This is a genomic window from Phenylobacterium glaciei (assembly GCF_016772415.1).
GTDB classification, from domain to species: Bacteria; Pseudomonadota; Alphaproteobacteria; order Caulobacterales; family Caulobacteraceae; genus Phenylobacterium; species Phenylobacterium glaciei.
Genome location: NZ_JAGSGD010000001.1, coordinates 1,432,428 through 1,455,881, shown reverse-complemented (window position 1 = coordinate 1,455,881; position 23,454 = coordinate 1,432,428). Strand labels below are relative to the sequence as shown.

Annotated in this window: 29 protein-coding genes; 17 read left to right on the top strand and 12 right to left on the bottom strand. The window is 68.3% G+C overall.

Annotated features, from left to right (window positions below; all coding sequences use genetic code 11):
• The first annotated feature begins 59 nt into the window (after nucleotides 1–59).
• The 5 genes from JKL49_RS07045 (at nucleotide 60) to JKL49_RS07025 (ending at nucleotide 3,758) form a co-directional block, all read left to right on the top strand.
• The gene (locus tag JKL49_RS07045; protein WP_215339320.1) at nucleotides 60–797 is read left to right on the top strand and encodes an SDR family NAD(P)-dependent oxidoreductase; all 738 of its coding nucleotides are present in this window, start codon (nucleotides 60–62) and stop codon (nucleotides 795–797) included.
• An 11-nt stretch (nucleotides 798–808) separates the two neighbouring features.
• A complete protein-coding gene (locus tag JKL49_RS07040; protein WP_215339318.1) occupies nucleotides 809–1,576 on the top strand; it encodes an SDR family NAD(P)-dependent oxidoreductase in 768 nt (255 codons plus the stop codon).
• A 119-nt stretch (nucleotides 1,577–1,695) separates the two neighbouring features.
• Nucleotides 1,696–1,962 carry a hypothetical protein gene (locus tag JKL49_RS07035; protein WP_215339316.1) on the top strand — a complete coding sequence of 89 codons (267 nt, stop codon included), beginning with the start codon at nucleotides 1,696–1,698 and terminating at the stop codon, nucleotides 1,960–1,962.
• 133 nt (nucleotides 1,963–2,095) lie between these two features.
• Nucleotides 2,096–2,644 (top strand): hemerythrin domain-containing protein, encoded by a 549-nt coding sequence (locus JKL49_RS07030; RefSeq protein WP_215339307.1) that lies wholly within the window; start codon nucleotides 2,096–2,098, stop codon nucleotides 2,642–2,644.
• A gap of 511 nt (nucleotides 2,645–3,155) precedes the next feature.
• Complete coding sequence (locus JKL49_RS07025) at nucleotides 3,156–3,758, top strand: Crp/Fnr family transcriptional regulator (protein WP_249778043.1); 603 nt, start codon at nucleotides 3,156–3,158, stop codon at nucleotides 3,756–3,758.
• A 9-nt stretch (nucleotides 3,759–3,767) separates the two neighbouring features.
• Here JKL49_RS07025 and JKL49_RS07020 read toward each other — a convergent pair whose 3' ends face one another.
• Nucleotides 3,768–3,977 (bottom strand): hypothetical protein, encoded by a 210-nt coding sequence (locus JKL49_RS07020; protein ID WP_215339305.1) that lies wholly within the window; start codon nucleotides 3,975–3,977, stop codon nucleotides 3,768–3,770.
• A 166-nt stretch (nucleotides 3,978–4,143) separates the two neighbouring features.
• Between JKL49_RS07020 and JKL49_RS07015 the strand changes: the two genes are divergently transcribed.
• The gene (locus JKL49_RS07015) at nucleotides 4,144–5,727 is read left to right on the top strand and encodes a spinster family MFS transporter (protein ID WP_215339303.1); all 1,584 of its coding nucleotides are present in this window, start codon (nucleotides 4,144–4,146) and stop codon (nucleotides 5,725–5,727) included.
• Between the two features lie 77 nt (nucleotides 5,728–5,804).
• Here the strand turns inward: JKL49_RS07015 and JKL49_RS07010 are convergent, their stop codons facing one another.
• The 5 genes from JKL49_RS07010 to JKL49_RS06990 are packed head-to-tail and all read right to left on the bottom strand — an operon-like array spanning nucleotide 5,805 to nucleotide 9,407.
• Entirely contained in the window at nucleotides 5,805–6,548 is a 744-nt protein-coding gene (locus JKL49_RS07010; protein ID WP_215339301.1) for an ABC transporter ATP-binding protein, read from the bottom strand.
• The gene (locus JKL49_RS07005; RefSeq protein WP_215339299.1) at nucleotides 6,545–7,336 is read right to left on the bottom strand and encodes an MlaE family ABC transporter permease; all 792 of its coding nucleotides are present in this window, start codon (nucleotides 7,334–7,336) and stop codon (nucleotides 6,545–6,547) included. Before JKL49_RS07005 ends, JKL49_RS07010 begins: the two co-directional genes overlap by 4 nt.
• 1 nt (nucleotide 7,337) lies before the next feature.
• A complete protein-coding gene (gene mlaD, locus JKL49_RS07000) occupies nucleotides 7,338–7,799 on the bottom strand; it encodes an outer membrane lipid asymmetry maintenance protein MlaD (RefSeq protein ID WP_215339297.1) in 462 nt (153 codons plus the stop codon).
• A gap of 8 nt (nucleotides 7,800–7,807) precedes the next feature.
• Nucleotides 7,808–8,446: an MlaC/ttg2D family ABC transporter substrate-binding protein gene (locus JKL49_RS06995; protein ID WP_215339295.1), complete on the bottom strand. Its 639-nt coding sequence runs from the start codon at nucleotides 8,444–8,446 to the stop codon at nucleotides 7,808–7,810.
• 37 nt (nucleotides 8,447–8,483) lie between these two features.
• Nucleotides 8,484–9,407, bottom strand: coding sequence for an MlaA family lipoprotein (locus JKL49_RS06990; RefSeq protein ID WP_215339293.1), 924 nt, complete (start codon nucleotides 9,405–9,407; stop codon nucleotides 8,484–8,486).
• Between the two features lie 360 nt (nucleotides 9,408–9,767).
• Here JKL49_RS06990 and JKL49_RS06985 point away from each other — a divergent pair, with 360 nt between their 5' ends.
• Nucleotides 9,768–10,247: a YbjN domain-containing protein gene (locus JKL49_RS06985; protein ID WP_215339291.1), complete on the top strand. Its 480-nt coding sequence runs from the start codon at nucleotides 9,768–9,770 to the stop codon at nucleotides 10,245–10,247.
• A gap of 4 nt (nucleotides 10,248–10,251) precedes the next feature.
• Here JKL49_RS06985 and JKL49_RS06980 read toward each other — a convergent pair whose 3' ends face one another.
• Both JKL49_RS06980 and JKL49_RS06975 read right to left on the bottom strand, forming a co-directional pair.
• Nucleotides 10,252–10,704, bottom strand: coding sequence for a cupin domain-containing protein (locus tag JKL49_RS06980; protein WP_347340363.1), 453 nt, complete (start codon nucleotides 10,702–10,704; stop codon nucleotides 10,252–10,254).
• 59 nt (nucleotides 10,705–10,763) lie between these two features.
• Nucleotides 10,764–11,087, bottom strand: a complete 324-nt coding sequence (locus JKL49_RS06975) for a DUF1476 domain-containing protein (RefSeq protein ID WP_215339289.1) — start codon at nucleotides 11,085–11,087, stop codon at nucleotides 10,764–10,766.
• Nucleotides 11,088–11,344: 257 nt separating this feature from the next.
• Here JKL49_RS06975 and purC point away from each other — a divergent pair, with 257 nt between their 5' ends.
• From purC to purQ, 4 genes are read left to right on the top strand one after another with little or no spacing between them, the layout of a single operon-like run.
• On the top strand, nucleotides 11,345–12,103 hold the full coding sequence (purC, locus tag JKL49_RS06970) for a phosphoribosylaminoimidazolesuccinocarboxamide synthase (RefSeq protein ID WP_215339288.1): 759 nt from the start codon (nucleotides 11,345–11,347) through the stop codon (nucleotides 12,101–12,103).
• A complete protein-coding gene (gene purS / locus JKL49_RS06965; protein ID WP_215339286.1) occupies nucleotides 12,103–12,342 on the top strand; it encodes a phosphoribosylformylglycinamidine synthase subunit PurS in 240 nt (79 codons plus the stop codon). Before purC ends, purS begins: the two co-directional genes overlap by 1 nt.
• Nucleotides 12,343–12,362: 20 nt before the next feature.
• Nucleotides 12,363–12,713: a hypothetical protein gene (locus JKL49_RS06960; RefSeq protein ID WP_215339284.1), complete on the top strand. Its 351-nt coding sequence runs from the start codon at nucleotides 12,363–12,365 to the stop codon at nucleotides 12,711–12,713.
• 48 nt (nucleotides 12,714–12,761) lie between these two features.
• Nucleotides 12,762–13,424, top strand: coding sequence for a phosphoribosylformylglycinamidine synthase subunit PurQ (gene purQ / locus JKL49_RS06955; RefSeq protein ID WP_215339282.1), 663 nt, complete (start codon nucleotides 12,762–12,764; stop codon nucleotides 13,422–13,424).
• On the opposite strand, the gene JKL49_RS06950 is transcribed toward purQ, so the two are convergent.
• Nucleotides 13,421–13,966, bottom strand: a complete 546-nt coding sequence (locus tag JKL49_RS06950) for a methylated-DNA--[protein]-cysteine S-methyltransferase (RefSeq protein WP_215339281.1) — start codon at nucleotides 13,964–13,966, stop codon at nucleotides 13,421–13,423. The two genes, purQ and JKL49_RS06950, sit on opposite strands and share 4 nt — an antisense overlap.
• Before the next feature lie 114 nt (nucleotides 13,967–14,080).
• Here JKL49_RS06950 and JKL49_RS06945 point away from each other — a divergent pair, with 114 nt between their 5' ends.
• Both JKL49_RS06945 and JKL49_RS06940 read left to right on the top strand, forming a co-directional pair.
• On the top strand, nucleotides 14,081–14,449 hold the full coding sequence (locus JKL49_RS06945; RefSeq protein WP_215339279.1) for a BlaI/MecI/CopY family transcriptional regulator: 369 nt from the start codon (nucleotides 14,081–14,083) through the stop codon (nucleotides 14,447–14,449).
• Nucleotides 14,442–15,395, top strand: a complete 954-nt coding sequence (locus tag JKL49_RS06940) for a M56 family metallopeptidase (protein WP_215339277.1) — start codon at nucleotides 14,442–14,444, stop codon at nucleotides 15,393–15,395. Before JKL49_RS06945 ends, JKL49_RS06940 begins: the two co-directional genes overlap by 8 nt.
• 235 nt (nucleotides 15,396–15,630) lie before the next feature.
• Here JKL49_RS06940 and JKL49_RS06935 read toward each other — a convergent pair whose 3' ends face one another.
• Complete coding sequence (locus JKL49_RS06935; RefSeq protein ID WP_249778042.1) at nucleotides 15,631–17,133, bottom strand: globin-coupled sensor protein; 1,503 nt, start codon at nucleotides 17,131–17,133, stop codon at nucleotides 15,631–15,633.
• A 233-nt stretch (nucleotides 17,134–17,366) separates the two neighbouring features.
• Here JKL49_RS06935 and purL point away from each other — a divergent pair, with 233 nt between their 5' ends.
• A complete protein-coding gene (purL, locus tag JKL49_RS06930; protein ID WP_215339275.1) occupies nucleotides 17,367–19,565 on the top strand; it encodes a phosphoribosylformylglycinamidine synthase subunit PurL in 2,199 nt (732 codons plus the stop codon).
• Nucleotides 19,566–19,594: 29 nt separating this feature from the next.
• Here the strand turns inward: purL and JKL49_RS06925 are convergent, their stop codons facing one another.
• Nucleotides 19,595–20,077 carry a CinA family protein gene (locus JKL49_RS06925; protein ID WP_215339273.1) on the bottom strand — a complete coding sequence of 161 codons (483 nt, stop codon included), beginning with the start codon at nucleotides 20,075–20,077 and terminating at the stop codon, nucleotides 19,595–19,597.
• Nucleotides 20,078–20,230: 153 nt separating this feature from the next.
• On the opposite strand from JKL49_RS06925, the gene JKL49_RS06920 reads away from it, so the two are divergent.
• Complete coding sequence (locus JKL49_RS06920; RefSeq protein WP_215339272.1) at nucleotides 20,231–21,463, top strand: serine hydrolase domain-containing protein; 1,233 nt, start codon at nucleotides 20,231–20,233, stop codon at nucleotides 21,461–21,463.
• Nucleotides 21,464–21,550: 87 nt separating this feature from the next.
• Here the strand turns inward: JKL49_RS06920 and JKL49_RS06915 are convergent, their stop codons facing one another.
• Complete coding sequence (locus JKL49_RS06915) at nucleotides 21,551–22,189, bottom strand: hypothetical protein (protein WP_215339270.1); 639 nt, start codon at nucleotides 22,187–22,189, stop codon at nucleotides 21,551–21,553.
• Between the two features lie 72 nt (nucleotides 22,190–22,261).
• Between JKL49_RS06915 and JKL49_RS06910 the strand changes: the two genes are divergently transcribed.
• On the top strand, nucleotides 22,262–22,495 hold the full coding sequence (locus JKL49_RS06910) for a BolA family protein (RefSeq protein WP_215339268.1): 234 nt from the start codon (nucleotides 22,262–22,264) through the stop codon (nucleotides 22,493–22,495).
• 4 nt (nucleotides 22,496–22,499) lie between these two features.
• Complete coding sequence (locus JKL49_RS06905) at nucleotides 22,500–23,390, top strand: aldo/keto reductase (RefSeq protein WP_215339266.1); 891 nt, start codon at nucleotides 22,500–22,502, stop codon at nucleotides 23,388–23,390.
• Nucleotides 23,391–23,454: the final 64 nt, after the last annotated feature.

Here is a 23,454-nt window from a genome sequence, read left to right as displayed (position 1 = left end):
CTTTCCCCATTGCCTGACGCTGCGACAGACGAGTCTGATCGACGCAAAGGGAGCCCGCCATGTCCGATCTCGACTTCACCGGCCAGACCGTCCTCGTGGTGGGCGGGTCCAGCGGGATCGGCAATGGGATCGCCCACGGCTTCGCAAAGCGCGGCGCGGCGGTCCAGGTCTGGGGCACCCGGGCGACGGCGGCTGACTATGACGGCGTCGAGGGCTCGGACCTTTCCGGCCTGAGCTATGTGTCGGTCGATGTTTCCGACCGCGCGGCCATCGCCGCCGAGGCCCCGAACCTGCCCCACCTCGACGTCCTGGTGCTGTGCCAGGGCACGGTGATCTACAAGCGCGGCGAGTTCGCGCCGGCCGGCTGGGACCACGTCATGGCGGTCAATCTCGACAGCCTGATGGACTGCTCCAACGCCTTCTACGGCCGGCTGGCGGCCGCCAAGGGGTCGATCATCATCGTCAGCTCGGTGTCGGGCTTCCAGTCCAACCGCGGCAATCCCGCCTATGCCGCCTCCAAGGCCGGCGCGGTCAGCCTGACCAAGACCCTGGGCGAGGCCTGGGCCCGGGACGGCATCCGGGTGAACGGCCTGGCGCCGGGGCTGGTGGCCACCAAGCTCACCGCCGTCACCACCGACAACCCCGACCGCCTGGCCGGCGCCCTGCGCGCCATCCCCGCCGGCCGCATGGGTACGCCCGACGACATGGCCGGCGCCGCCCTGTTCCTGGCCTCGCCGCTGGCGTCCTACGTCAACGGCCAGACCCTGATCGTCGACGGCGGCCTGTCGCTCTCGTGAAGGATTTTACGATGTCGCTCAGCCGCTCGGTCCAGGGTTCCGTGGTCCTCGTCACCGGGGCGGGCAGCGGCATGGGGGCGGCCACCGCCGCGGTGTTCGCCGCCGAGGGCGCCCATGTCGCCGTCACCGACCGCAACGCCGCGGCCGCGCAAGGCGTCGCCGACGCCATCACGGCGCAGGGCCAGTCGGCCCAGGCCTGGCCCCTGGACGTCTCCGATCCCGGCCAGATCATGGATGTCGTGGCGCAGGTCGCCGCCCGCTTCGGCGGCCTCGACTGCGTGATCAACAATGCCGGGATCTCCGGCTTCTCGGCCATCGACGACGACGGCTACGAGGCGGTCTGGGACCGTTCCATCGCCATCCTGTTGACCTCGCACCACCGGGTGATCCGCGCGGCCCTGCCCCATCTGCGCAGGTCCGCCGCCCCGCGGATCGTCAACATCGCGTCGACCGAGGCCCTGGGCGCCACCGCCCGCGACAGCGCCTATGCGGCGGCCAAGGCCGGCGTCACCGGTCTGACCCGGGCGCTCGCCGTTGAGCTCGGCCGCGAGGGGATCACCGTCAACTGCATCTGCCCGGGCCCCATCCTCACCGGCATGACCGACGCCATTCCCGACGAGGCCCGCCAGACCTATGCCAGACGCCGCACGGCGCTGGGCCGCTATGGCGCGCCCGAGGAGGTCGCCCACATCACGCTGAGCCTGTGCCTGCCGGCCGCCAGCTACCTCACCGGGGTCACCATCCCGGTGGACGGCGGCCTGATGGCGCGGAACGCCTAGGACCCGCAACCGTTGAGCCGGACCTCGTCGGCCGGCCGCTCAAAGGTCCGTGACCTGGGGTGGCGCCGGGCAGACGGGCTCACCAGTTGGCGTACAGTACGCGTGAGAGGAGAGCTCCAATGACACCCGACACCGATCATCACATCTCGGTTGTTCCGGTGGAGGGGGGCTGGCGCGTGCTTTCTCCCCTGGACGACACCCCTCTGATGTTCCTCTCCGGCGCCAAGGCCGAGGAGAAGGCCAAGTCGCTCGCCGAACGCCTGGCCGCCACCGGCCATGACGCCCAGGTGCTGATCCATGACCGCACCCGCGCCCTGATCGGCACCTGGCGCTATTTCGCCGACGAGTTTCCGTTATCGGAACTGCCGATCCGAGCCATCGACTAGGGCCTTCTTGCGATCGTCTCGCAAGCGACGCGATTCCTACCTGTCTGTCGGATATCCGTCGGAACCTGGGTCTGAAAGCGGTGTTTTCCGAACTCTGGGCGCACCGCCCGCAGGTTCAGGAATGAGGGACATCATGGCGACCACCGCGAAGGCCGATACAGCGAAGAAAACCACCACCAAGAAGACCGCGGCCGCGCGCCGGACGCGCCGCACCAACCGCCGCGACCCGCTGGCCATCAGCCTGCTCAAGAAGGATCACCGCGAGGTGGCCGCCATGTTCGATGAGTACGAGCAGCTGGAGAAGGACGCCGAGAAGCTCGCCCTGTTCAACAAGATCGCCCTGGCCCTGAAGGTCCACACCGCGATCGAGGAAGAGATCTTCTACCCCGAGGAGCGGGGCGATGTTGAGGACGACCTCATGGACGAGGCCTATGCCGAACACGACGGGGCCAAGAAGCTGATCGCGGAGATCGAGGCCATGAAGCCCAGCGAGCAGTTCTATGACGCCAAGGTCAAGGTGCTGGGCGAGTACATCTCCCACCACGTCAAGGAAGAGGAACAGCCCGGCGGCATGTTCTCCCAGGCCAAGAAGGGTGACGAAGACCTCGACGCCATGGGCGAGCGCATGGCGGCCCGCAAGGAAGAACTGATGGCCCAGATGGCGCCCGCCAAGGCCAACTGATCTCGCGCCACGCGCCCGGTGGCGGCGCACGGCGTCGCTGCACTTATCTGAATTGAAGAAATCGGGCCGCCTCAGCATCGTCTGGGGCGGCTTGCTTTTGGGGGCTACGCCGCAGCCGGCGCGGCCTGAGCATCGGCCGCGTTCCTTCGGATTTCGGCGGTTGATCGCCGCTTAACTTGCGCGCGGCGCTCCAAAAATCGCTTCACCTCCAACGTCGGGGATCGATCATATAAGGTTCTTAACCTTACATATTCTGTCCTGCACAATACTCGAAGTGCATTACTCGCACAACTATTCGATCTATAAGATATTTATTGGAAATGGCAGGCCACAGTTATCTGTCTTTACGTGGCGAAATCTGTGACATGATCGACTCGATAAGCTTTTTGTATTTGGCCCATCGTTCGGACCCCCAGTGAATTTTAGAAATTACCTCCTGTCGGCCATGGACCCTGAGGACATGGCCGCCCTAGGCCCATTCCTCACAGAAACAGCGCTGTCGACCGGCGAATTGCTCCATCAACCCGAACAGCCGGTGGAGGTGATCTATTTCCCCTCCAGCGCCGTGGCCTCGGTGGTCACCCCCACCCGCGACGGCCGCAGCGTGGAGAGCGCCACCATCGGGTTCGAGAGCGTCACCGGCCTGCCGTCGGCCCTCAGCGGCGAGCCCAGCTCCAGCCGCGTCTTCACCCAGGTCGCCGGCAGCGCCATCCGCCTGCCGGCCGACAAGCTGCAGGAACAGGCCTTCAGGAGCGCGCCGCTGTTGCACCTGCTGCTGCGCCACATCGAAGCCAATATCAGCCAGGCCCAGCAGTCGGTGGCCTGCAACGCCCTGCACGAGGCCGGACAGCGCCTGGCCCGCTGGCTGCTGATGACCCAGGATCGGGTGTCTGGCCCCGTCGTGCCGCTGACCCAGGAATACCTGGCCATCATGCTGGGGGTTCAGCGCACCACCGTCACCCTGGTGGCCAGCGCCTTCAAGCGCGCGGGGTTGATCAACTATCGGCGGGGCGCCATCACCATCCTCGACCGGGCCGGGCTCGAGCGGGAGGCCTGCGAGTGCTACGCGCTCAGCAAGGTGCGCTTCGACCGTCTTTTGAAAACTCCGGCCTGAGGCCCAGCTTCAGCCGGTCGCCGACCCGCCGCCGCCCACCCGCCGTTCGCGGTGGATCAACCGGTCATCGCGCCAGATCTCCACCTCGGCGGCGCTGCCGTGCTCGGCCAAAATCTGCACGCCCTTGCTCATCGCCGCGTGGTCGTCCGACAGTTCAACGGCCTCGAACGTCAGGCTCGTGCCGCCGGAAAGATACGGGAAGAAGGTATAGGCGGGCACGGCGGCGGTATCCCAGGTGAAGCTGGACCTGACCATCAACCTGACGGGGCGTCTGCTACCTACCCGACTTAGGGCCCGAGGACCCCGAGGCGGCGGGAGCCCCTTCCCCTCGCCCTCCGGCTCTGCCTAAAGTCCGCCCAAGAAAGTGCATGGGGGGAACGTGCGTATGGCTGCGGCGCTCGAAGCCGGCGGTAAGCCGGTCTATTCAGATAGTTACAAGGGCGTGGTGCTGGGCCTGCTGGTCACCGCCTACACGCTCAACTTCATCGACCGGACGATCATCGCCACCATCGGCCAGGCCATCAAGGATGACCTGAAGATCACCGACACCCAGCTTGGCCTGCTGGGCGGGCTTTATTTCGCCCTGCTCTACACCCTGCTGGGCATTCCGATCGCCCGTCTGGCCGAGCGCTTCAACCGCGTCTCCATCATCTCCGCCGCCATCCTGATCTGGTCGGGCTTCACTGCCCTGTGCGGCACCGCCACCAGCTTTGCGCAGCTGGCCGCCTACCGCTTCGGCGTCGGGTTCGGCGAGGCCGGCCTCTCTCCGCCCGCCCATTCCCTGCTCAGCGACTATTTCGAACCCAAGAAGCGGGCCACAGCGCTGTCGGTCTATTCCTTCGGCATCCCGCTCGGCACCATGATCGGCGCGGTCGCCGGCGGCTGGCTGGCCCAGAACTTCTCCTGGCGCATCGCCTTCATGATCGTCGGCGCGCCGGGCATCCTCATCGCCATCGCCATGAAGCTGCTGATCAAGGAGCCGCCGCGGGGCCATTCAGAGCCCGACCAGGCTCCCGCCTCACCCGAGGACGTCGCCGTCGTGGCGCCCGCCGCCCCGCCGTTCTCCTTCTTCGGTGAGCTCAAGGAACTGGCCAGCGTCGCCGGCACACTGTTTGGCAAGTGGCCCGTGGTCAACATGGTGCTGGGCGTCACCATCGCCTCCTTTGGCTCCTATGGGGCGGGCCAGTTCGTACCGCCGTATTTCGCCCGCGCCTTCGGCGATCCGTCCGGCCACGCCAGCTGGACCTGGCTGCATTTCCTGGCCGACCCCAACCACCCCTACCTGCTGGATCTGGCCAAGATCGGCATGATCACCGGCATCGTCGGCGGCATCTCCTCGGGGATCGGCACCCTGCTGGGCGGGGTCATCACCGACCGCATGAGCAAGCGCTCGCCGCGCTGGTACTCGCTGACGCCGGCCATCGGCCTGGCCATCGCCACGCCCATCTATATCGCCGCCTACCTGCAGCCCTCGTGGCAGACCGCGGCCCTGATCCTGCTGATCCCGGGGATCTTCCACTACACCTATCTCGGCCCCACCTTCGGGGTGGTGCAGAACATGGTCCCGACGCGCAGGCGGGCCACGGCCACGGCCCTGCTGTTCTTCTTCCTGAACCTCATCGCGCTGGGCGGCGGCCCGCCCTTCACCGGCTGGGTCATCGACCACTTCGCCCAGTTCAACTTCAACCACCCAGGCGGCCACGGCATGCTGGCTTCCATCAGCGCCATGCTTGGCGGCGACGGCGGGACCATCAGCTTCGCCACCGCCTGCCCGGGCGGCAAGGCGCCGGTGGGCGCGGCGCTTGAGGTGGTGGACCACTGCAAGGCCAGTCTGAAGGCGGCGACCCAGTCGGGGATCATCGTCTCGGTCTGCTTCTACCTCTGGGCCGCCTTCCACTACCTGCTGGGCTCCTTCGGCCTGGCCAAGGCGCTCTCCAAGGCCCGCACCGACCGCGGCGAAGCGGCTTAAGAACCGGCTCCGGGGTGGCGAAATCGGCCCGGTGGAGCAATCCGCCGGGCCGTAAGGAGCCCTCGACAGATCATGCTTTAGCCGCCGTCGACAAAGGCCCGGACATGGGGATTGCTCGTCTGGTCGAGCTCTCCGGGCGCGCCCTGCCAGACGATGGCCCCCTCGTGCAGCATGGCGATCTGGTCGCCGATCCTGCGGGCCGAGGCGAGGTCGTGGGTGATCGAGATCGCCGTGCAGCCCAACCGCTTCACCTGGTCGACGATCAGATCATTGATCGCCGTTGCGGTGATCGGGTCCAGGCCGGTGGTCGGCTCATCGAAGAACAGCACGTCCGGATCGGCGGCGATGGCGCGGGCCAGCCCGACCCGCTTCTGCATCCCACCCGACAGGTCCGACGGGAAGGCATCGGCGACGACGACGTCCAGGCGCACCCGCGCCAGGGCGTCGAGCGCCCGGACCCTGGCGGCCTTGCGCGAAACGCCGTCGGCGTTGATCAGCCGGAAGGCGACGTTCTCCCAAACCGTCAGGCTGTCGAACAGCGCCGCGCTCTGGAACAGCACGCCTGAGCGGGACAACAGCCGGCGCTGCAGCCGGCCGCCGAACCCCGGAAGCCCCCGGCCGTCCAGGAGGACCTTTCCAGCGTCCGGCGCCACCAGGCCGAGCGCAAGCTTGACCATGACCGACTTGCCCTGTCCCGACCCGCCGATGATCACCATGGAGCGCCCGGCCTCGACGCTGAGGCTCAGCCGGTCGAGGACGGTGACGTCCCCGAACCGCTTGGTGACGTTGCGCCACTCCAGCTTGGGACTGGAGCGGGTCATCGCTGGGTGAACAGGGTCGTGAGCAGATAGTCGGAGGCGAAGATCAGGATGGCGGCTGAGACCACCGCGTCGGTGGTGGCCCGCCCGACCCCGCGCGCGCCGCCGGTGGCGCGGTAGCCGTGATAGCAGCCCATCAGGGCGACGATGAAACCGAACACCATGGCCTTCAGCAGGCCCGTGCCCACGTCTCCGGCCTGCACGAAGTCGACGGTGCTGCGGATATAGACGGTGGGATTGAAGTCCAGGAACCCCACCGCCACCGCCCATCCGCCGGCGATCCCGATGATGTCGGCCACCACGGTGAGGATCGGCAGGGCGATGACCGCGGCCATCAGCCGGGGCGCCACCAGGTAGCCGAAGGGGTCGGTGGACAGGGTCCTCATCGCATCGATCTGCTCGGTGGCGCGCATGGCCCCGATCTCCGCGGCGATGGTGGCCGAGACGCGGCCGGCCAGCATCAGGGCGGCCAGCACCGGGCCAAGTTCGCGGGCGATCCCCAGGGCGACGATCTGCGGCATGATCTGCTCGGCGTTGAACCGTCCGCCGCCGGTGTAGATGTTCAGCGCCAGTGCCGCGCCGGTGAACACCGCCGTCAGGCCGATGACCGGCAGCGAGAAGAAGCCGATCACGGCGAGCTGGCGCAGGGTCTGGCCCGGGAACCACGGCCCCAGCGCCACGGCCTGGAGACTGCGCAGGGCAAACAGAGTCACGGCCCCCACCGTGCGCAGTGACAGCAGGGCCAGGCGGCCGACCGCCCGGACCGGGGTCAAGGCCACGGCGGCGGTCATCTCACTGGCTCTCCGGCGCGGGGGCGGCGGGCCGCACCGCCTGGCCGATCAGGCCGAACAGATCCACGGCGCCCTGGGTGTTCTCGATCTCGCCGCCCGGCTTGAGGTCCTCGGCCGCTCCGCCCGCCCCGATGGCGACGTGCACGCCCCCGAGCAGGCTGTCGCTGGTGATCTTGGCGGTAGAATCGGCGGGCAGCCGGACCTCGGGATCGATGGCCAGGCCGACCTTGGCCAGATAGGTGTCGGGCTCCAGGGAGACCTTCGAGACCGTGCCGATCTTGACCCCCGCCACGGTGACGGTGGCGCCCGGCGCCAGGGACCCGACCTCGCCAAACTTGGCGGTGAGCTCGTAGCCGCGCGGGCTCAGCCCACCTCCTCCGACCCGCATCGCATAGACCAGGAACGCTGCGGCCAAGCCCAGCACCAGGACGCCCACGACGGTCTCAGCCCATTGTCCCCGCACGGTCGCCTTCAAGTCCTGGTGTTGCGCTGAAGCTGGGCGATGAGCACGCCGATGTCGCCGCCGGCGTTGTCTATGGTGGAGACGAAGTCCTGCTGCTGGGTGATCGCCAGCCAGACCCCGCGGATCTGGACATCGACGATCTTCCAGGCCGCGCCGCTCCCCAGGACCCGCCAGGACACCGGGATCGGGTCGCGGCCGCCCCCCACGACCAGGGTGTTGACCACCACGTCGCCGGCCGCCCGAGCGACCGATCCGCTGACCCGCAGGGTCTCGCCCCTGAATTCGGAGATGCGGCTCTGGTAGACGGACTCCGCATAGGCGCGGAACACCGTGTTGAACTTCGCCCGCTGGGCCGGGGTGATGGTGCGCGCGTACTTGCCCAGCACGAAATTGGTGATCTTCGGAACATCGGCGATCTGATCGATCAGCTTGCGGAAGGCCTGCTGCTTCTGCGCCAGGCTCAGGCCGCGATCGGCCAGCACCGACAGCACCTTCTGGGCCTGGACCTCGACGAACGCCTCGGCCTGGAGATCGCGCGCGCTGCGCCGGGCCGCCGGCTGCGCCATGGCGGCCGCCGCCATCCCAGCGAGCGCCACGGCGCCTCCCAGGCGCATGAGGACGTGGCGGCGGGCTGGGGCGGGTCGCATGTGTATCTTACCTCGGGCGGCGGATGGGCGCGATGGCCTAGTAGATGGGCTCTGAGACGTTGTTCGCCGCAAGGGCGACTGTCTCGGCGGGCGCTGGCGTATCGGGCGCGGCCTCGAAGTCGGGCAGGACTTCCACCGCGCCGGTGGCCTCGCGCACCACCGACTCCCGGTTCTGCAGATAGGCCGACTGGATCGTCGCATAGGGGTCCGTCGCCTCTTCAGCGACCGCCGCCAGGGTGGCGTCGGCGCTCGACCTGTAGTCCAGGGCGGTGACGCCCAGACGACCAGCCCCGAAGTCGCTGCCAAGTCCGCCCGTCGCCAGGGAAATGGGGTCGGTCAAGGCGTCCACCACCTGCCCCAGGCCGTCGCGCACGTTCAACGGTCCGACGAGCGGCAGATAGAGATAGGGTCCGGTCCCGACGCCGTAGCGTCCCAGGGTCTGGCCGAAGTCGGCGCGGCTGCGATCCAGCCCCACCCGGCTCGCCACGTCGAACACGCCAAGGACGCCCACGGTGGAATTGATGGCGAAGCGGACGCCGGCCTGCACCGCGCGCCGGGGATGCCCCTGCAGGCTCGCATTGAGCACCGTCGAGGGTTCCCGCAGGTTGTCCACGACCCGCCCCAGGCCCCTTCGGACCGGTGAGGGCGTGATCTTCATATAGGCCCGCGTGATCGGCCGGATCAGGGCCCGGTCGAGGAATCCGTTGAAGGCGTAGGACCCGCGATTGAACCGCCGCCAGGGGTCCTTGGCCGCCGCGGGCGCCAGAGTGGCTGGCGGCGCGGGCGCGGCCTCCACGGCCATGCTGTCGGCCGCCGCCGGGGGCTCCTCCACCGCCTGGGTCCAGGCCGCTCCGCCCAAGGCCACCGACAGCGCCAGGCCCAGCGCCAGGATCAGCGGCGTACCCGCCCGGGGACGCTCGACGCCCGGATGTGTTTCGACGATGTCCCGTTTGAAGATCATGTCATGGTCCCCCCAGACCACGTCACAGCTTAGTTCGGCCGCGCTGCGCCTGGAAACCTCCTTCGCGTGAAGGAAGAAGTCACTCAACCCTGGACCTGACCTCCGCAATCCTGGGGCGCCAAGCTGGTCACCGCGAGCGCGTCCCCGGTCCCGCCCGGGTCCGGGGACGCAGCAAAACAGGGGTTCCAGGCCCTGGCCACGGATGGCGCCCGAGCGCGTCGATGAAGATCTGGCGCGGCGACGGCCAACTCGTCGACCTGCTGTAGCTCTTACAAGTTGCACGACCTTGACCTGCCCCGCCGCCGGGTCAAGCTTCACCGTCGGGTGCGACCCGCGCCCGCCCGTCCGGGAGCACAACCCATGACCGGTAAGCGTATCGCCACCCTCGCCGCAGCCATTCTCCTTGCCGCCCTCCCCGCCGCCAGGGCCAGCGCCCGAGACCTGCCCGCCGGCGGCCTCACCCGCGCCGAGATTGCCCAATGGCTGCAGGGCCATGGCTACAAGGCGAAGATCCACGACGACAGCTCGGGGACCAGCATCGTCACCAGCGCCTCGGACGGGTTGAACTGGGACATCTATGTCTATGAGTGCAATGGCGCCGGCCGCTGCCCGGACCTGCAGTACGCCGCCGGATGGAGCGGCGTCACCGTCGCCGACGACACACTCAACACCTGGAACCGCGACAACCGCTATATCCGCGCCTATCAGGGCGAAAAGGGCTCCGTCTGGGGGGAGTTCGACGTCGACATCAGCCCAGGCGGCACCTGGGAGCAGCTCGACAAGACCCTCGACCGCTGGACCGGCGCCCTGCCCCTATTCGCCAAGCACATCGGGCAGTAGGCGACTAAACTCCCGGCGCCCACCCCGCCGCCGCCAGTTGGAACCCCGCGAAGTCGAACCCGGGGACCACCACGCAGGCCACCAGCGCCCAGCCGTCGGGACTGGCCTGCGCCGCCTGCCATTCGCCGGGCGCCACCACGCCTTGCGGCGCGTCGCCCGTGAGCACGTCGGGACCAAGGCGCGTGGCGACGACCGGGCCGGCATCACCCTCTGCCGTCTTCAGCGTCAACGCCGTGCCCGCCTGGAACAGCCACAGCTCCGTGGCGTCGATGCGGTGCCAATGAGACGCCTGGCCGGCTTCCAGCAGGAAAAGGATCGCGGTGCCGGGGCTGCGAATGCCGACGCCGGCCGGCGCGCGCCAGGTCTCGCGATACCAGCCGCCCTCCGGGTGGGGGCTAAGGTTCAGGCGGGCGATCACGGCGGCGGCCGATTCGGCGGTCATCAGGGGAGCAGACACAAAAAACGCCGCCCTTGCGAGGCGGCGTCTGTGTCGGCGGAGCCGAGAATAGCTGGCGGCTAGTTGCCGGACTTGATGGCTTCGCGGGCCTGGGCCAGCAGTTCGTCCATCTTCATGCGGACGTCGCCCTCGCTGGTGTTGACGCCCGAGCCCTTGAGATCCTCGAACACCTTGCGCAGCACGTCTTCGTCGCCGGGCAGTTCAAAATCGGACTTCACCACGGCCTTGGCGTATTCGGCCACGCGGTCGCCCTCCAGGCCCATCAGGCCCGCGGCCCATTCGCCCAGCAGACGGTTGCGACGCGCCCCGGCCTTGAACTCTTGGTCCTGGTCCAGCGCGAATTTGTTTTCAAAGCCACGTTGGCGGTCGTCGAAGGTGGTCATGGGGTCTCCCAGAGGTGGCCTTAGCGGCGTTGCATATCCCTTGGGGCGCGAGGTCGCAATGTAAACGCATCGCTTGACGGCCGATGTGGGCGCCGGTGTGGCCATGGCGTTTGCGCGGAGGGGCCCGATCGTCTATTTTTCGCCAGCCTCAGATCGGCGAGAGGCTTGGAGTCGGGATCGCGCGCGTTGGGACCAACGGCGCGCGTTTTTCGTTTCGGCTCCCGGCCAGAACCCTCGCCACGTGGAGAAGGCTGCGTATGACCACCCGCCGCAAGAAGATCTTCGAAGGCAAGGGCAAGATTCTCTACGAGGGGCCCGAACCCGGCACCCTCATCCAGTACTTCAAGGACGATGCGACGGCCTTCAATTCGACGAAGAAGGCCGTCCTTGAGGGCAAGGGCGTCATCAACAACCGCATCAGCGAATATGTGATGACGCGGCTGAACTCCATCGGGGTGCAGAACCACTTCATCCGCCGCCTGAACCTGCGCGAGCAGCTGATCCGCGAGCTGGAGATCATCCCGCTGGAGGTGGTGTGCCGCAATGTGGCGGCCGGCTCCCTGTCGCAGCGGTTCGGCCTGCCCGAGGGCCAGGCCCTGCCGCGCTCGATCATCGAGTTCTACCTGAAGGACGACAAGCTGGGCGACCCGATGGTCACCGAGGAGCACATCACCGCCTTCAACTGGGCCTCGACCCAGGAGATCGACGACATGATGGCGCTCACCCTGCGAGTGAACGACTTCCTCACCGGCACCTTCGGCGCCGTCGGCATCACCCTGGTGGACTTCAAGGTGGAGTTCGGCCGGCTGTGGGAGAACGACTTCGCCCGGGTCATCCTGGCCGACGAGATCAGCCCCGACAGCTGCCGGCTCTGGGACGCCCAGACCAACGAGAAGCTGGACAAGGACCGATTCCGCCGCGATTTGGGCGACGTCATCGAAAGCTATACCGAAGTCGCCCGGCGGCTGGGGATCATGAAAGAGATGCCCACCGTGATCCAAGGAGGCCTGCACTAGTGCGCGCGAAAGTTCATGTGTTCCTGAAACCCGGCGTGCTGGACGTCCAGGGCAAGGCCGTCGAGGCCGCCCTGCACGGCCTCGGCTGGGGTCATGTCGAGGGTGTTCGGGTCGGCAAGACCATCGAGTTCGACCTCAAGGGCAAGGACGCCGCCGAGACCGAGAGCGAGGTCAAGGACATGTGCGAGAAGCTGCTCGCCAACACGGTCATCGAAAGCTACCGGGTCGAGGTGGCGTGAGGCCCTGGGCGCTCCCGCTGATGGGAGCGCTCCTGCTGTCTGCGTGCGCTCCGCCCGAGCCGCCGCCGCCCCCGCAGCTGAAGCTGGACTGCGCGCTCGGTTTCGAGGCGTTGAGCGCCGCGATCGTCGCCGCGCCGGGCATGAAGCCGGCGGTGAAGGAGCGGAGCGAACCGTTCCGCTACTACAATGCCGACGGCGGCCAGAGTTCCTACATGATCACCGAGCCTGGGGCGCCGGGGCATCCGGCGATCCTGAAGCAGGAAGTCACGCCCTCCGGAATCCAGAACTCCGGCTGCGCCTATGGCGACGAGAAGGGCTACGGCGAACTCGTGGCCTATCTGGAGGCCCTGGCCAAGGCGCGCGCCAAATGACCGCGCCACGCCTGGAAATCCCGGCCAAATCCCTCTAGGAACCCGCCCATGAAAGCCGCTGTCATCGTCTTCCCCGGGTCCAACTGCGACCGCGACTGCAAGGTCGCCATCGAGCGCTCCACGGGCGCCGCCGTCGAGATGGTCTGGCACGGCGACACCGCCCTGCCCCATGGCCTGGACCTGATCGTCCTGCCGGGCGGCTTCTCCTACGGCGACTACCTGCGCTGCGGGGCCATGGCCTCGCTGTCGCCGGTGATGAACGAGGTCAAGCTGGCCGCCGACCGCGGCGTGGCCACCGTGGGCATCTGCAACGGTTTTCAGGTGCTGTGCGAGGCCGGCATGCTGCCCGGCGCCCTGCTGCGCAACGAGGCGCTCAAGTACGTCTGCAAGCCGGTGGCGCTCGAGGTCACCAACGCCCAGACCCGCTTCACCGCCGGCTATGCCGGACGCCGCGAAGTGACCATGACGGTGGGCAATGGCGAGGGGAACTTCTTCGCCGACGCCGACACCCTGGCCCGCATCGAGGGCGAGGGTCAGGTGGTGTTCCGCTATCAGGACAATCCCAACGGCTCCACCAACGCCATCGCCGGCGTGGTCAATGCGCGGGGCAATGTGCTGGGCCTGATGCCCCACCCCGACCGCGCCTTCGAGGCCGAGCTGGGCTCCGCCGACGGCGCGATCCTGTTCCAGAGCGCGCTCGCCAGCGCCTAGCGCGCAAAGAGGGGCAGGCTGTCCACGGACGTCGCGCCCTCGATCTCCAGCAGCTTCAGCTTGGTCACCCCGCCCCCCGGCGCGGAGAAACCCCCCAGCTTGCCGTCGGCGCCCTGGACCCGGTGGCAGGGCATGATGATCGGGAACGGGTTCTTGCCCATGGCCTCGCCGACGGCGCGGCTGGCGGTGGGATCACCCAGGCGTTTGGCCACCTCGCCATAGGTCAGGGTCTGGCCGGGCGGGATGGCGCGGCCGATGGCGTAGACTGCCCGCTGGAACTCACTCACCGAACTCATGTCCAGGACGATGTCGGCCAGGTCGTCCTTGGCGCCGGTGAGCAGGCCCTGGATGCGGGCGATGGCGGCGACAATCTCCGGCGTCGGCTCGGAGTCCGCGATGCCGGGGAAGCGCTGCTCGAACCGAGCCTGGGCCCGTTCGTCCGAGCTGTCGGGGAGGCGAACCGAAACGATGCCAGCCTCGCCCCAGGCCAGGCCGCAGCGGCCGATGGCGGTGTCGAAGAGGGTGTAGCCGAGCTCTGACATAACCCCAGGCTACCAAAAAACGGAGAGTCGCGCTGGCGGGAAACGGACCTCGCCAGGCCGCTTGACTTGGGACGGCAGGGGCGTAGCCTGAGCTCAAATTACAAGCGTAGTCCCATGAACATCACCGAAGCCGAAAGTCAGATCATGCAGGCGCTGTGGCGGAAGACGCCGCTGACCGCCGACGAGATCGTGGCCGATGTCCGCGCCCGCCAGCCCTGGGCCGAGGCGACGGTGAAGACCCTGATCAACCGCCTGCTGAAGAAGAAGGCCATCCGGTCCGAGCGGGTCGACGGCCGCCACCAGTATGTGCCCCTCGTGGACCACGCCAACTATGTGCAGGACGAGAGCCAGGGCCTGCTGGACCGGCTGTTCGAGGGCCAGCTCGCGCCGCTGGTGGCCCACTTCGCCCAGAACCGGAAGCTGAAACCCGACGAAATCGCGCGCCTGAAGAAGCTGATCGCGGAGTTGGACGACGATGACTGACCTGATCGCCGACCTGCTGCGGGCCAATCTGGCCGCCAGCCTGGCCATCGCCTTCGTGTTGGCGATCCGCCTGCCGGCGCGGCGCATATTTGGGGCGGAGATGGCCTACCGCCTGTGGCTGATCGTGCCGCTCGCCTTCGCCGCCAGCCTGATCCCGGCGGCCGAGGCGCCGACCGGAACCCCCGGCCCCTCCCTGCCCCTGCCGATCCCGCTGACCCAGCCCCACGCGGTGTCGTTCACCGCGGAGATCTGGGTCGCCGGCGCCCTGGCGATCCTGGCCCTGATGGTCGTCGGCCAATGGCGCTTCCTGCAGCGAGCCAAGGCCGGCGAGGCGGGACCTGCGGTGGTGGGCTTCATCGCGCCCCGGGTCGTCACCCCCGCCGACCACGAGACCCGCTTCAGCCCTGAGGAACGCGCCCTGGTCCGCGCCCATGAGCGGGCCCACATCGACCGCGGCGATCCGAAGACCAACGCCTGGGTGGCGCTGTTTCAGGGGGTGAACTGGTTCAACCCCCTGGTCCACATCGCGGCCTATCACCTGCGTCTGGACCAGGAGCTGGCCTGCGACGCCACGGTGATGGCGCGCCGGCCCAGCGAGCGCCGGCTCTATGCCCAGACCATGCTGAAGACCCAACTGGCCGCCACGCCCCTGCCCTTCGGCTGCTACTGGCCCGCGCCGTCGCGCCATCCCCTGGAGGCCCGGGTCGCCATGCTGAAACAGGCGCGGCCGTCCCAGAACCGCGCCCTGGCCGGCTTCTGGATCGTCATGGCCCTGTCGGGCGCGGCCGGCGTCGGCGCCTGGGCCGCCCAGCCGCCCTCACCGCCCCACGTCCGCTGGCTCGACATGCCCAACCAGGCCGCGCAACGGCACGACGAATCCCCGGCCGTCGTGGTGATCTCGATGAGCGCCGAGCAAGTGAAGGCGCTGAGGATCGCGGCGCGTTAGGTTCAGGTTCCTTCTCCCCTTGCGGGAGAAGGTGGCCGGTCGGCGACCGGTCGGATGAGGGGTCGCACTCCCCCATCCGGATGCTCCGAAAGGCCCTAACCCGAGAGGCCTATCGACCCCTCATCCGACCCTGCTCCGCAGGGCCACCTTCTCCCGCAAGGGGAGAAGGACGCAGTGGTTTCACGCCGAGATCGTCACTGTCGTCGCCCCCTTGTCGCCCGCGATTTCGGCCGCGTTACGCGGCGCGGCGGCGTTGCGCGGTGCTGGCGACCGAGGCCGCGCGGGCGCCGGTGTGGAAGCCGCTGATCAGGCGGGTCAGTTCGCTGGCCTCGTTCTTCAGGCTGCTGGCGGCGGCGGTGGTCTCCTCCACCATGGCGGCGTTCTGCTGGGTGACCTGGTCCATCTGGTTCACGGCGGTATTGACCTGGGCCAGGCCCACCGACTGTTCCTGGGCGGTGGCGGCGATCTCGCCCACCATGCCGTCGATCTCGGCGACCCGGTCGACGATCCGCTGCAGGGCGTCGCCGGTCTGGCCCACCAGCTGGACGCCGGTGCTGACCTGCTGGCTGGAGGCGCCGATCAGGGCCTTGATCTCCTTGGCGGCTTCCGCCGAACGCTGGGCAAGCGCCCGGACTTCAGACGCAACCACCGCGAACCCTCGGCCGGCTTCCCCGGCGCGGGCGGCCTCGACGCCGGCGTTCAGGGCCAGCAGGTTGGTCTGGAAGGCGATCTCGTCGATCACCCCGATGATCTGGCTGATCTCCTGGGCCGACTTCTCGATTTCGCTCATGGCCGCGACCGCCTGTTGCACGACATTGCCGCTGGCCTGGGCGTCGCCGCGGGCGGCCAGCACCACCTCGGCGGCGGCCTTGGCCCCAGTCGCGGTCTGGCGGATGGTGGCGGTGATCTCGTCCAGCGCCGCGGCGGTTTCTTCCAGGCTGGCGGCCTGGTGCTCGGTGCGGCGCGAAAGATCGTCGGCGGCCGAGGAAATCTCGTCAGCCCCGCCGTGCACCGAGGTGGTGGAATTGGCGATCGCCCCCATGGCCTTGCAGAGGCCCGAGATCGCGGTGTTGAAGTCGTCCTTGATGGCTTGGAAGCTGGGGTCGACCTCGACCTTGATGGTCGCCGTCAGGTCGCCGCCGGCCAGCTGGCTGAGCGCCGTGGCCAGGGCGCCCACCAGGGTGGACTGGCGTTCCTCCGCCTGGCGGCGCGCCGCGTCGGCCTGCAGCCGGGCGGTCTCGATGGATTCCAGATAGACGGAGATGGCGATGTCCATGTCCAGGAAGGTGGCCTTGGTCAGGGCGCCGAGCTCGGCGGCCACCGTCTTCACATCGCTCTTCTTGCGGCCGAAGCCACCCTTGGGCCAGCGGTCCTCCAGCACCTTGGCCAGCAGGGTCTCGAGTACGAGGCCGTAGCCGCCGATATACCAGCTGGGTTCCAGGCCGATCTTGGCGTGGACCTCGCCCACGGTGGTCACGGCCTTAGCGTAGCCGTCGTCGAACTGGCCGCTGGAGATCCTGTCCCAATGGCTGAGCTGGCGCTTGTGGGCGCCGGCGATCTGATCGTCGCCTTTGAAGAAGGCGCGCGTCTCAGGCGTGCCCCGCACCTGATCGTAGAAGCCATCGAGCGCGCCCGACATCTCCTTCATGATCACCGGCTTGAGGTCCGTGATATGGGCGCGGGCCTTCTGGTCGAGCTTCATGAAGCGGAGGCGGTCTTCCAGGGTGCGCTGAGCCATGCCGTCGTCTCTTTCTCGCGACCTGGAACAGGCCGCTTTGAGGGCCCCTTGTGGGCTCAAGGTTAACGGCGCCTTTAGGACGCAGAGCCTGCGACCACACGCCATGCGGCGATCCGTCAGCCGAGGGCGCGCCTGCCGCGCGCTCTGCCGTCCACATGGTGTCGGCAACCGAGATGCACGGGCAGCGGTTCCGCCTCTCGCGTGCGCGCCCGAGTCCGGCTAGAACGCGCGCCATGAGCGCCCAGCCTGCAAAGACCCTGGCCGAGACGGCCGCCGAATACGGCCTGAAGCCCGAGGAATTCGACCTCATCATCCAACGTCTGAACCGCGAGCCCAACGCGGTGGAGTTGGGGGTATTCTCGGTGATGTGGAGCGAGCACTGCTCCTACAAGTCCAGCCGCAAACACCTGGGGAAATTTCCCACCACCGGCCCTCGCGTGATCTGCGGCCCCGGCGAGAACGCCGGCGTGGTGGACATCGGCGACGGCCAGGCCTGCATCTTCAAGATGGAGAGCCACAACCACCCCTCCTATATCGAGCCCTATCAGGGTGCGGCGACCGGCGTCGGCGGCATCATGCGCGACGTCTTCACCATGGGCGCGCGCCCCATCGCCCTGCTGAACGCCCTGCGCTTCGGCGATCCCAGCCATCCCAAGACCAAGCGCCTGGTGGCCGGCGTGGTCAGCGGCATCGGCGGCTACGGCAACTGCGTGGGCGTGCCCACCGTGGCCGGGGAGACCAATTTCCATAAGGGCTATGACGGCAACATCCTGGTCAACGCCATGTGCGTGGGCCTGGCCGACGCCGACAAGATCTTCTACTCGGCCGCGCCGGCCGCGGGCTTGGCCGTGGTCTATTTCGGCTCCAAGACCGGCCGCGACGGCATCCACGGCGCCACCATGGCCAGCCAGGAATTCGACGACGCCTCCGACGAGAAGCGCCCCACGGTCCAGGTCGGCGACCCCTTCGCCGAGAAACTGCTGATCGAGGCGACCCTGGAGCTGATGGCCTCGGGCGCCGTGGCCGCTATCCAGGACATGGGGGCCGCGGGCCTGACCTCCTCCTCCGTGGAGATGGCCGGCAAGGGTCAGGTGGGCATCGAGCTCGACCTGGACATGGTGCCCCAGCGCGAAGAGGGCATGAGCGCCTATGAGATGATGCTGTCGGAGAGCCAGGAGCGCATGCTGGCGGTCCTGAAGCCCGGCCGCGAGCACGACGGCCACGCCATCTTCGAAAAGTGGGGCCTGGACGCCGCCGTCATCGGCTGGACCACCGACACCGGCCACATCGTGCTGAAGCACAAGGGCGAGATCGTCTGCGACATCCCGCTGGCGCCGCTGGCCGAGGACGCCCCCCTCTATGACCGTCCCTGGGTGCAGCCGGAACTCCATCCGCGCCTGGACGCCCGCGACATTCCCGAACCCGCCGACTACGGCAAGGCGGTGCTGCAGCTGATGAGCGCCCCGGACATGGCGTCCAAGCGCTGGCTCTGGGAGCAGTACGACCGCCACGTCATGGCCGACACCCTGGAGGACAGCGCCACCGGCGCCGACGCCGGGATCGTGCGCGTGCACGGGACCAGGAAGGCGCTGGCCATGACGTCGGACGTCACCCCGCGCTATGTGCAGAACGACCCCTATGAGGGGGGCAAGCAGGCCGTCGCCGAGGCCTGGCGTAACCTGACCTGCGTCGGCGCCGACCCCATCGCCATCACCGACAACCTGAACTTCGGCAACCCCGAGCGCCCGGAGATCATGGGCCAGATCATCCGCGCCATCGACGGCATGGCCGAGGCCTGCCGGGTGCTGGACTTCCCGGTCGTGAGCGGGAACGTGTCGCTCTACAACGAGACCAACGGCGCGGCCATTCCGCCGACCCCCACCGTGGGCGCCGTGGGCATCCTGGTGGACTCCACCCAGCGCGCTGACTTCTCCAGCATGAAGGCCGGCGACACACTGGTGCTGCTGGGCGAGACCCGCGGCGAGCTGGGCGCCAGCATGTACCTGCGCGAGATCCTGGGCCGCGAGGACGGTGCGCCGCCGCCGGTGGACCTGGCCATGGAACGCCGGATCGGCGACTTCGTCCGCGCGCAGATCGAGGCCCGCCGGGTGACCGTCGTCCACGACCTGTCCGACGGCGGGCTGGTGGCCGCGGCCGCCGAGATGGCCCTGGCCTCCGACGTCGGCATCACCCTGGAGCTGCCCTCCAAGCTGCCCGATCACGCCCTGCTGTTTGGCGAAGACCAGGGCCGCTACCTGATCGCCATCGCCGATCCCATCGCCCTGCTGAAGGCCGCCCACGCGGCGGGCGTCGCCGGCGAGGTGGTGGGTCACGCCGACGGCAAGGCCCTGGCCTGCGCCGGCATCTTCAGCGTGTCGCTCGCCGACCTGCGGACCCGCCACGAGGGCTGGATGCCGGGCTATATGGGGTAGGCTTCTTCCTCAGAAGGGCGTTCACCGACCTATTCGCTGAGCGAGCGCTCCAGCATCCGCAGCACGGCGGCGGCGAAGGCTTCCATGTTGGCCTTGCGGTCGTCGGACTCCGTCTCGATGGTCATGGCCATCTCGATGGGGCCGGAGATGGCGATGCAGGTGTGGCCCGAGGCGTCGCCATAGCCGTTGCCGTTGGGGCCCGCCGCGCCGGTTTCCGAGACGCCCCAGGTGGCCCCGAAGCGCTCGCGCACCGTGCGGGCCAGCAGCATGGCGTAGGGCTCGCTGGCCGACCGCATGCCGGCCACGGCCTCCCGCGGCAGCTCCATCAGCACCATGCGCGCCTTGCCGGTATAGACCACCCCGCCGCCCAGATAGTAGGCCGAGGCCCCGGCGACGCTGAGCAGGGCCGCCGACACCAGGCCGCCCGACGAGCTTTCGGCGACGGCCACCGTCTGCTTGGCGGCCTTGAGCTGGGCGCCGACGGTTTCGGCCAGGTCGTAGAGCGCTTGCATGCGGGTTTCCTCTTTCCTTGTTCCCACCGTCATCGCGCGACATGGGGCGGGGCGCAACCGCCTGCCCCGGCGGCAGGATTTTCTTGGCGGCCCCCGCGTCACGGCTCATGATGGCGACAATTAGAACAACCGCGATTTTCGGAGGATTATTTCATGGACGCCCAATCCCAGTGGACCGGGCTCGACGCCGGTCGGCTCGAACGCATCACCGACCATATCGAGCGCAACTATATCGGCCCGCAGAAGATCGCCGGCGCCCAGATCGCCGTCTCCCGGCACGGCCACCAGGCCTATCTGAAGTCCTTCGGGTCCATGGACCTGGAGCGCAACAAGCCGATGATGGATGACGCCATCTTCCGCATCTATTCCATGACCAAGCCGATCACCTCGATCGCGCTGATGACCCTGTATGAAAAGGGCTATTTCCAGCTCAACGACCCCGTCAGCCGCTACGTCCCGTCCTGGAAGACCCACCGCGTCTGGGTCTCGGGCGAGGGCGAGGACATGGTCACCGAGGCGCTCAAGCGCCCCGTCAGCTTCAAGGACGTGCTCTCCCACACCGGCGGTTTCACCTATGGCGGCGGCCTGCCCGGCGTCGGCGACCAGCACCCGGTGGACAAGATCTATCGCGGCCTGAAGATCCGCAGCGCCGGCAGCGGCGACAGCATGATGGCGTTCCTCGACAAGCTCGGCCAGGTGCCGCTGCTGTACCAGCCCGGCGAACGCTGGATGTACTCGCTGGCCACCGACATCTGCGGCGCCCTGGTGGAGGTGATCTCCGGCAAGCCCTTCGCCCAGTACCTGCAGGACGAGATCTTCGGCCCGCTGGGCATGAAGGACACCTCCTTCTTCGTGACCCCCGACAAGATCGACCGCTTCTGCGCCAACTATCAGCGCGGCCCCGACAAGAAGCTGAAGGTGATCGACGATCCGGCCACCAGCGCCTTCGCCTCGGAGCCCGGCTTCAAGTCCGGTGGTGGCGGCCTGACCGGCACCACGGCCGACTACATGCGCTTCTGCGAGATGCTGCGCCGGGGCGGCGAGCTGGACGGCGCCCGGGTGATCGGCCCGCGCACCCTTGAGATGATGCACATGAACCACTTGGCGGGCGGCAAGGACCTGACCCAGATGGCCATCGGCGGCTTCTCCGAGACCGCCAACGAAGGCGTGGGCTTTGGCCTGGGCTTCGCGTCCACCATGAGCCAGACCCAGACCGCCAGCCTGGGGACCGGCGACTACTACTGGGGCGGCGCGGCCTCCACCATCTTCTGGGTGGACCCGAAGGAGGACCTCTCGGTGGTGTTCATGACCCAGCTGATGCCGTCGGGCACCTTCAACTTCCGCGGCCAGCTGAAGAGCCTTATCTACTCAGCCATCGTCGACTGATGACCAGCGGCCCCTCCCTTCGCGGGAGGGGCGCTTCTTCTGGCGCGGGACGCGGGCGGAAAACCGCGTCGCACTTTTCCTTGTCCCCTACCGATCGCCGTCGCGGATCCAGCGGGCGACCAGACCGAAATCCTCGCCATCGCCGCTGAACGCCCAGCTCTCGCTCTGGCGCGCGGCGTTGCGCACGGCGGCAGGCGTGCGCGCCTGGCATTCGTCGCGGCCCTTGATGGGGGTCAGTCCGGGCATCAATTTCACCGGTTTCGACAGATCACCGCCGTCGGTCGGCAGCGGCTTGGCGCACAACGCCAGCCACACCCGCGCGCTGGTGATCAGCCCCTGCCCGTCCGACGCCAGGGCCCGCACCCCCAGATAGATCACCTTCGGATCGCCCGGTTCACGGTCGGCCGGCGCCTCCACCTGCAGGATCGCCGGATCGCCGCTGGCCAGGCGGTAGGTCAGGGCCTGTGGGAAGGCGCCCACGGCGTCGCGCTTGCCGCCGAACAGGCTGGTGGCGGTCACCAGCGCAGCGTTGGCGCAGTCAGGCCACTTCAGGGCCGAGGCCCTCAGGCTGAACTTGCAGTCTCCAGCCGGCAGCGCCCAGAGCCCCGGCTTCAGGGTGGGGGCGCCCTCGCTGTCGGCGACCGAGAACAGCGGGCGCTCGGAACTCACCACCGCGCAGCCCGACAGGCAGAGGGCGGCGAGGAGAACCGCGACGATCCGCAGCATGAAACCGACCCCCAATCCAAGGCTTGTTAAGCTTTCTAGCGCAGAAACGACGTTCTGAGAGGCGCGATTCCCATGCCCATGCCCATCGCCGATCTGGAGGCCGCCCTGCGCGACGGTTTCCCCGACGCCGAGATCCAGGTCGAGGACCTGGCCGGCGACGGCGACCACTATCGCGCGCGCATCGTCTCGAAGGCCTTTTCCGGCCTCTCGCGGGTCAAGCAGCACCAGCTCGTCTACGCCGCCCTGAAAGGCAAGATGGGCGGTGAACTGCACGCGCTCGCGCTCGAGACCCAGGTCCCGGGCTAGCCGCATGCGTTACCGGCCCTTCGGCGCAAGCGGCAAGGCGGTCTCGGCCATCAGCCTGCTGCTGCGCGAAGCCCCCAATATGACCACGCCCCACGCCTGGCGCACCCTGGTGTTCGGGGCCATGGAGTGCGGGGTCAACTGCTTCGAGATCACCGCCGGCTCGGAGGTCATGGCGCTGGGCTTCGGCGAGGCGTTGCGGGCGGTGGAACGCCGCCTGATCGCCATCGGCTGGCGCATCCATGGCGACCCCCGCAAGGTGCTGACCGCCGAGGCCATCTCCAACAGCGTGCGCGGCGGCCTGGCCCGGACCGGCGCGGGCTATTTCGACGTCCTGATGCTGGACGAGGCGGCCTTCGAGACCCTGGCCCCCGACGCCCAAGGCTATCTCGCCGATCTGCGAGCTGCAGGTCTGGTTCTACAGATGGGCGTGGTGGGGGATGGCGACAGCATCGACGCCTGTCTTGAGAGCGGGCTGTTCGACGTCCTGGCCACCCCCTTCAGCCTGGTCTCCGACTGGAAGGCCCGGCGGCGGATCAAGGAAGCCTCGGCCCGCGACATGACCATGATCGCCTATGACCCCTTCCCGGCCGCCCTGTGCCGTCCGAGCAGCGGCGGCGGGTCGATCCGCACGGGCCTCTTCAAGCGCGCCGACCCCCTGGCGGGCGCCGGCACCTATGCCTTCCTGCACCACACCCACGGCTGGACGGCCGAGGAGGTGTGCCTGGCCTATGCCCTTACGGAACCGGCCTTCGCCTCGGTGCAGGTGGAGCAGTTCCGCGCCGAGTCGATCGAGCGCCTGGCCCTGATCACCGACAAGGACCTGCCCACCGGCGTGGCCGCCCAGATCGAGATGGCCCGCTTCAGCGCCGACACCACCGACCAGCGCCGCGCCTGAGCTTGCTTGCCCCGGCGGCGCGTTGCACCTAGAGCGCAGCGCGGGCATATGCATATGGCGAGGC

Bases quoted from the DNA above. Each gene is read 5' to 3' on its own strand.
- JKL49_RS07005 (WP_215339299.1), bottom strand. From the start codon at position 7,336: ATGACCGCCGCCGTGGCCTTGACCCCGGTCCGGGCGGTCGGCCGCCTG.
- JKL49_RS07015 (WP_215339303.1), top strand. From the start codon at position 4,144: ATGGCTGCGGCGCTCGAAGCCGGCGGTAAGCCGGTCTATTCAGATAGT.
- JKL49_RS07045 (WP_215339320.1), top strand. From the start codon at position 60: ATGTCCGATCTCGACTTCACCGGCCAGACCGTCCTCGTGGTGGGCGGG.
- JKL49_RS07035 (WP_215339316.1), top strand. From the start codon at position 1,696: ATGACACCCGACACCGATCATCACATCTCGGTTGTTCCGGTGGAGGGG.
- JKL49_RS06910 (WP_215339268.1), top strand. From the start codon at position 22,262: ATGCCCATGCCCATCGCCGATCTGGAGGCCGCCCTGCGCGACGGTTTC.
- JKL49_RS07040 (WP_215339318.1), top strand. From the start codon at position 809: ATGTCGCTCAGCCGCTCGGTCCAGGGTTCCGTGGTCCTCGTCACCGGG.
- purC (WP_215339288.1), top strand. From the start codon at position 11,345: ATGACCACCCGCCGCAAGAAGATCTTCGAAGGCAAGGGCAAGATTCTC.
- JKL49_RS06960 (WP_215339284.1), top strand. From the start codon at position 12,363: ATGGGAGCGCTCCTGCTGTCTGCGTGCGCTCCGCCCGAGCCGCCGCCG.
- JKL49_RS06915 (WP_215339270.1), bottom strand. From the start codon at position 22,189: ATGCTGCGGATCGTCGCGGTTCTCCTCGCCGCCCTCTGCCTGTCGGGC.
- purL (WP_215339275.1), top strand. From the start codon at position 17,367: ATGAGCGCCCAGCCTGCAAAGACCCTGGCCGAGACGGCCGCCGAATAC.
- JKL49_RS06995 (WP_215339295.1), bottom strand. From the start codon at position 8,446: ATGCGACCCGCCCCAGCCCGCCGCCACGTCCTCATGCGCCTGGGAGGC.
- JKL49_RS06940 (WP_215339277.1), top strand. From the start codon at position 14,442: ATGACTGACCTGATCGCCGACCTGCTGCGGGCCAATCTGGCCGCCAGC.
- JKL49_RS06935 (WP_249778042.1), bottom strand. From the start codon at position 17,133: ATGGCTCAGCGCACCCTGGAAGACCGCCTCCGCTTCATGAAGCTCGAC.
- JKL49_RS06925 (WP_215339273.1), bottom strand. From the start codon at position 20,077: ATGCAAGCGCTCTACGACCTGGCCGAAACCGTCGGCGCCCAGCTCAAG.
- JKL49_RS07010 (WP_215339301.1), bottom strand. From the start codon at position 6,548: ATGACCCGCTCCAGTCCCAAGCTGGAGTGGCGCAACGTCACCAAGCGG.
- JKL49_RS06985 (WP_215339291.1), top strand. From the start codon at position 9,768: ATGACCGGTAAGCGTATCGCCACCCTCGCCGCAGCCATTCTCCTTGCC.
- JKL49_RS07030 (WP_215339307.1), top strand. From the start codon at position 2,096: ATGGCGACCACCGCGAAGGCCGATACAGCGAAGAAAACCACCACCAAG.
- JKL49_RS06950 (WP_215339281.1), bottom strand. From the start codon at position 13,966: ATGTCAGAGCTCGGCTACACCCTCTTCGACACCGCCATCGGCCGCTGC.
- JKL49_RS06990 (WP_215339293.1), bottom strand. From the start codon at position 9,407: ATGATCTTCAAACGGGACATCGTCGAAACACATCCGGGCGTCGAGCGT.
- JKL49_RS06905 (WP_215339266.1), top strand. From the start codon at position 22,500: ATGCGTTACCGGCCCTTCGGCGCAAGCGGCAAGGCGGTCTCGGCCATC.
- JKL49_RS06920 (WP_215339272.1), top strand. From the start codon at position 20,231: ATGGACGCCCAATCCCAGTGGACCGGGCTCGACGCCGGTCGGCTCGAA.
- JKL49_RS06975 (WP_215339289.1), bottom strand. From the start codon at position 11,087: ATGACCACCTTCGACGACCGCCAACGTGGCTTTGAAAACAAATTCGCG.
- JKL49_RS06945 (WP_215339279.1), top strand. From the start codon at position 14,081: ATGAACATCACCGAAGCCGAAAGTCAGATCATGCAGGCGCTGTGGCGG.
- purQ (WP_215339282.1), top strand. From the start codon at position 12,762: ATGAAAGCCGCTGTCATCGTCTTCCCCGGGTCCAACTGCGACCGCGAC.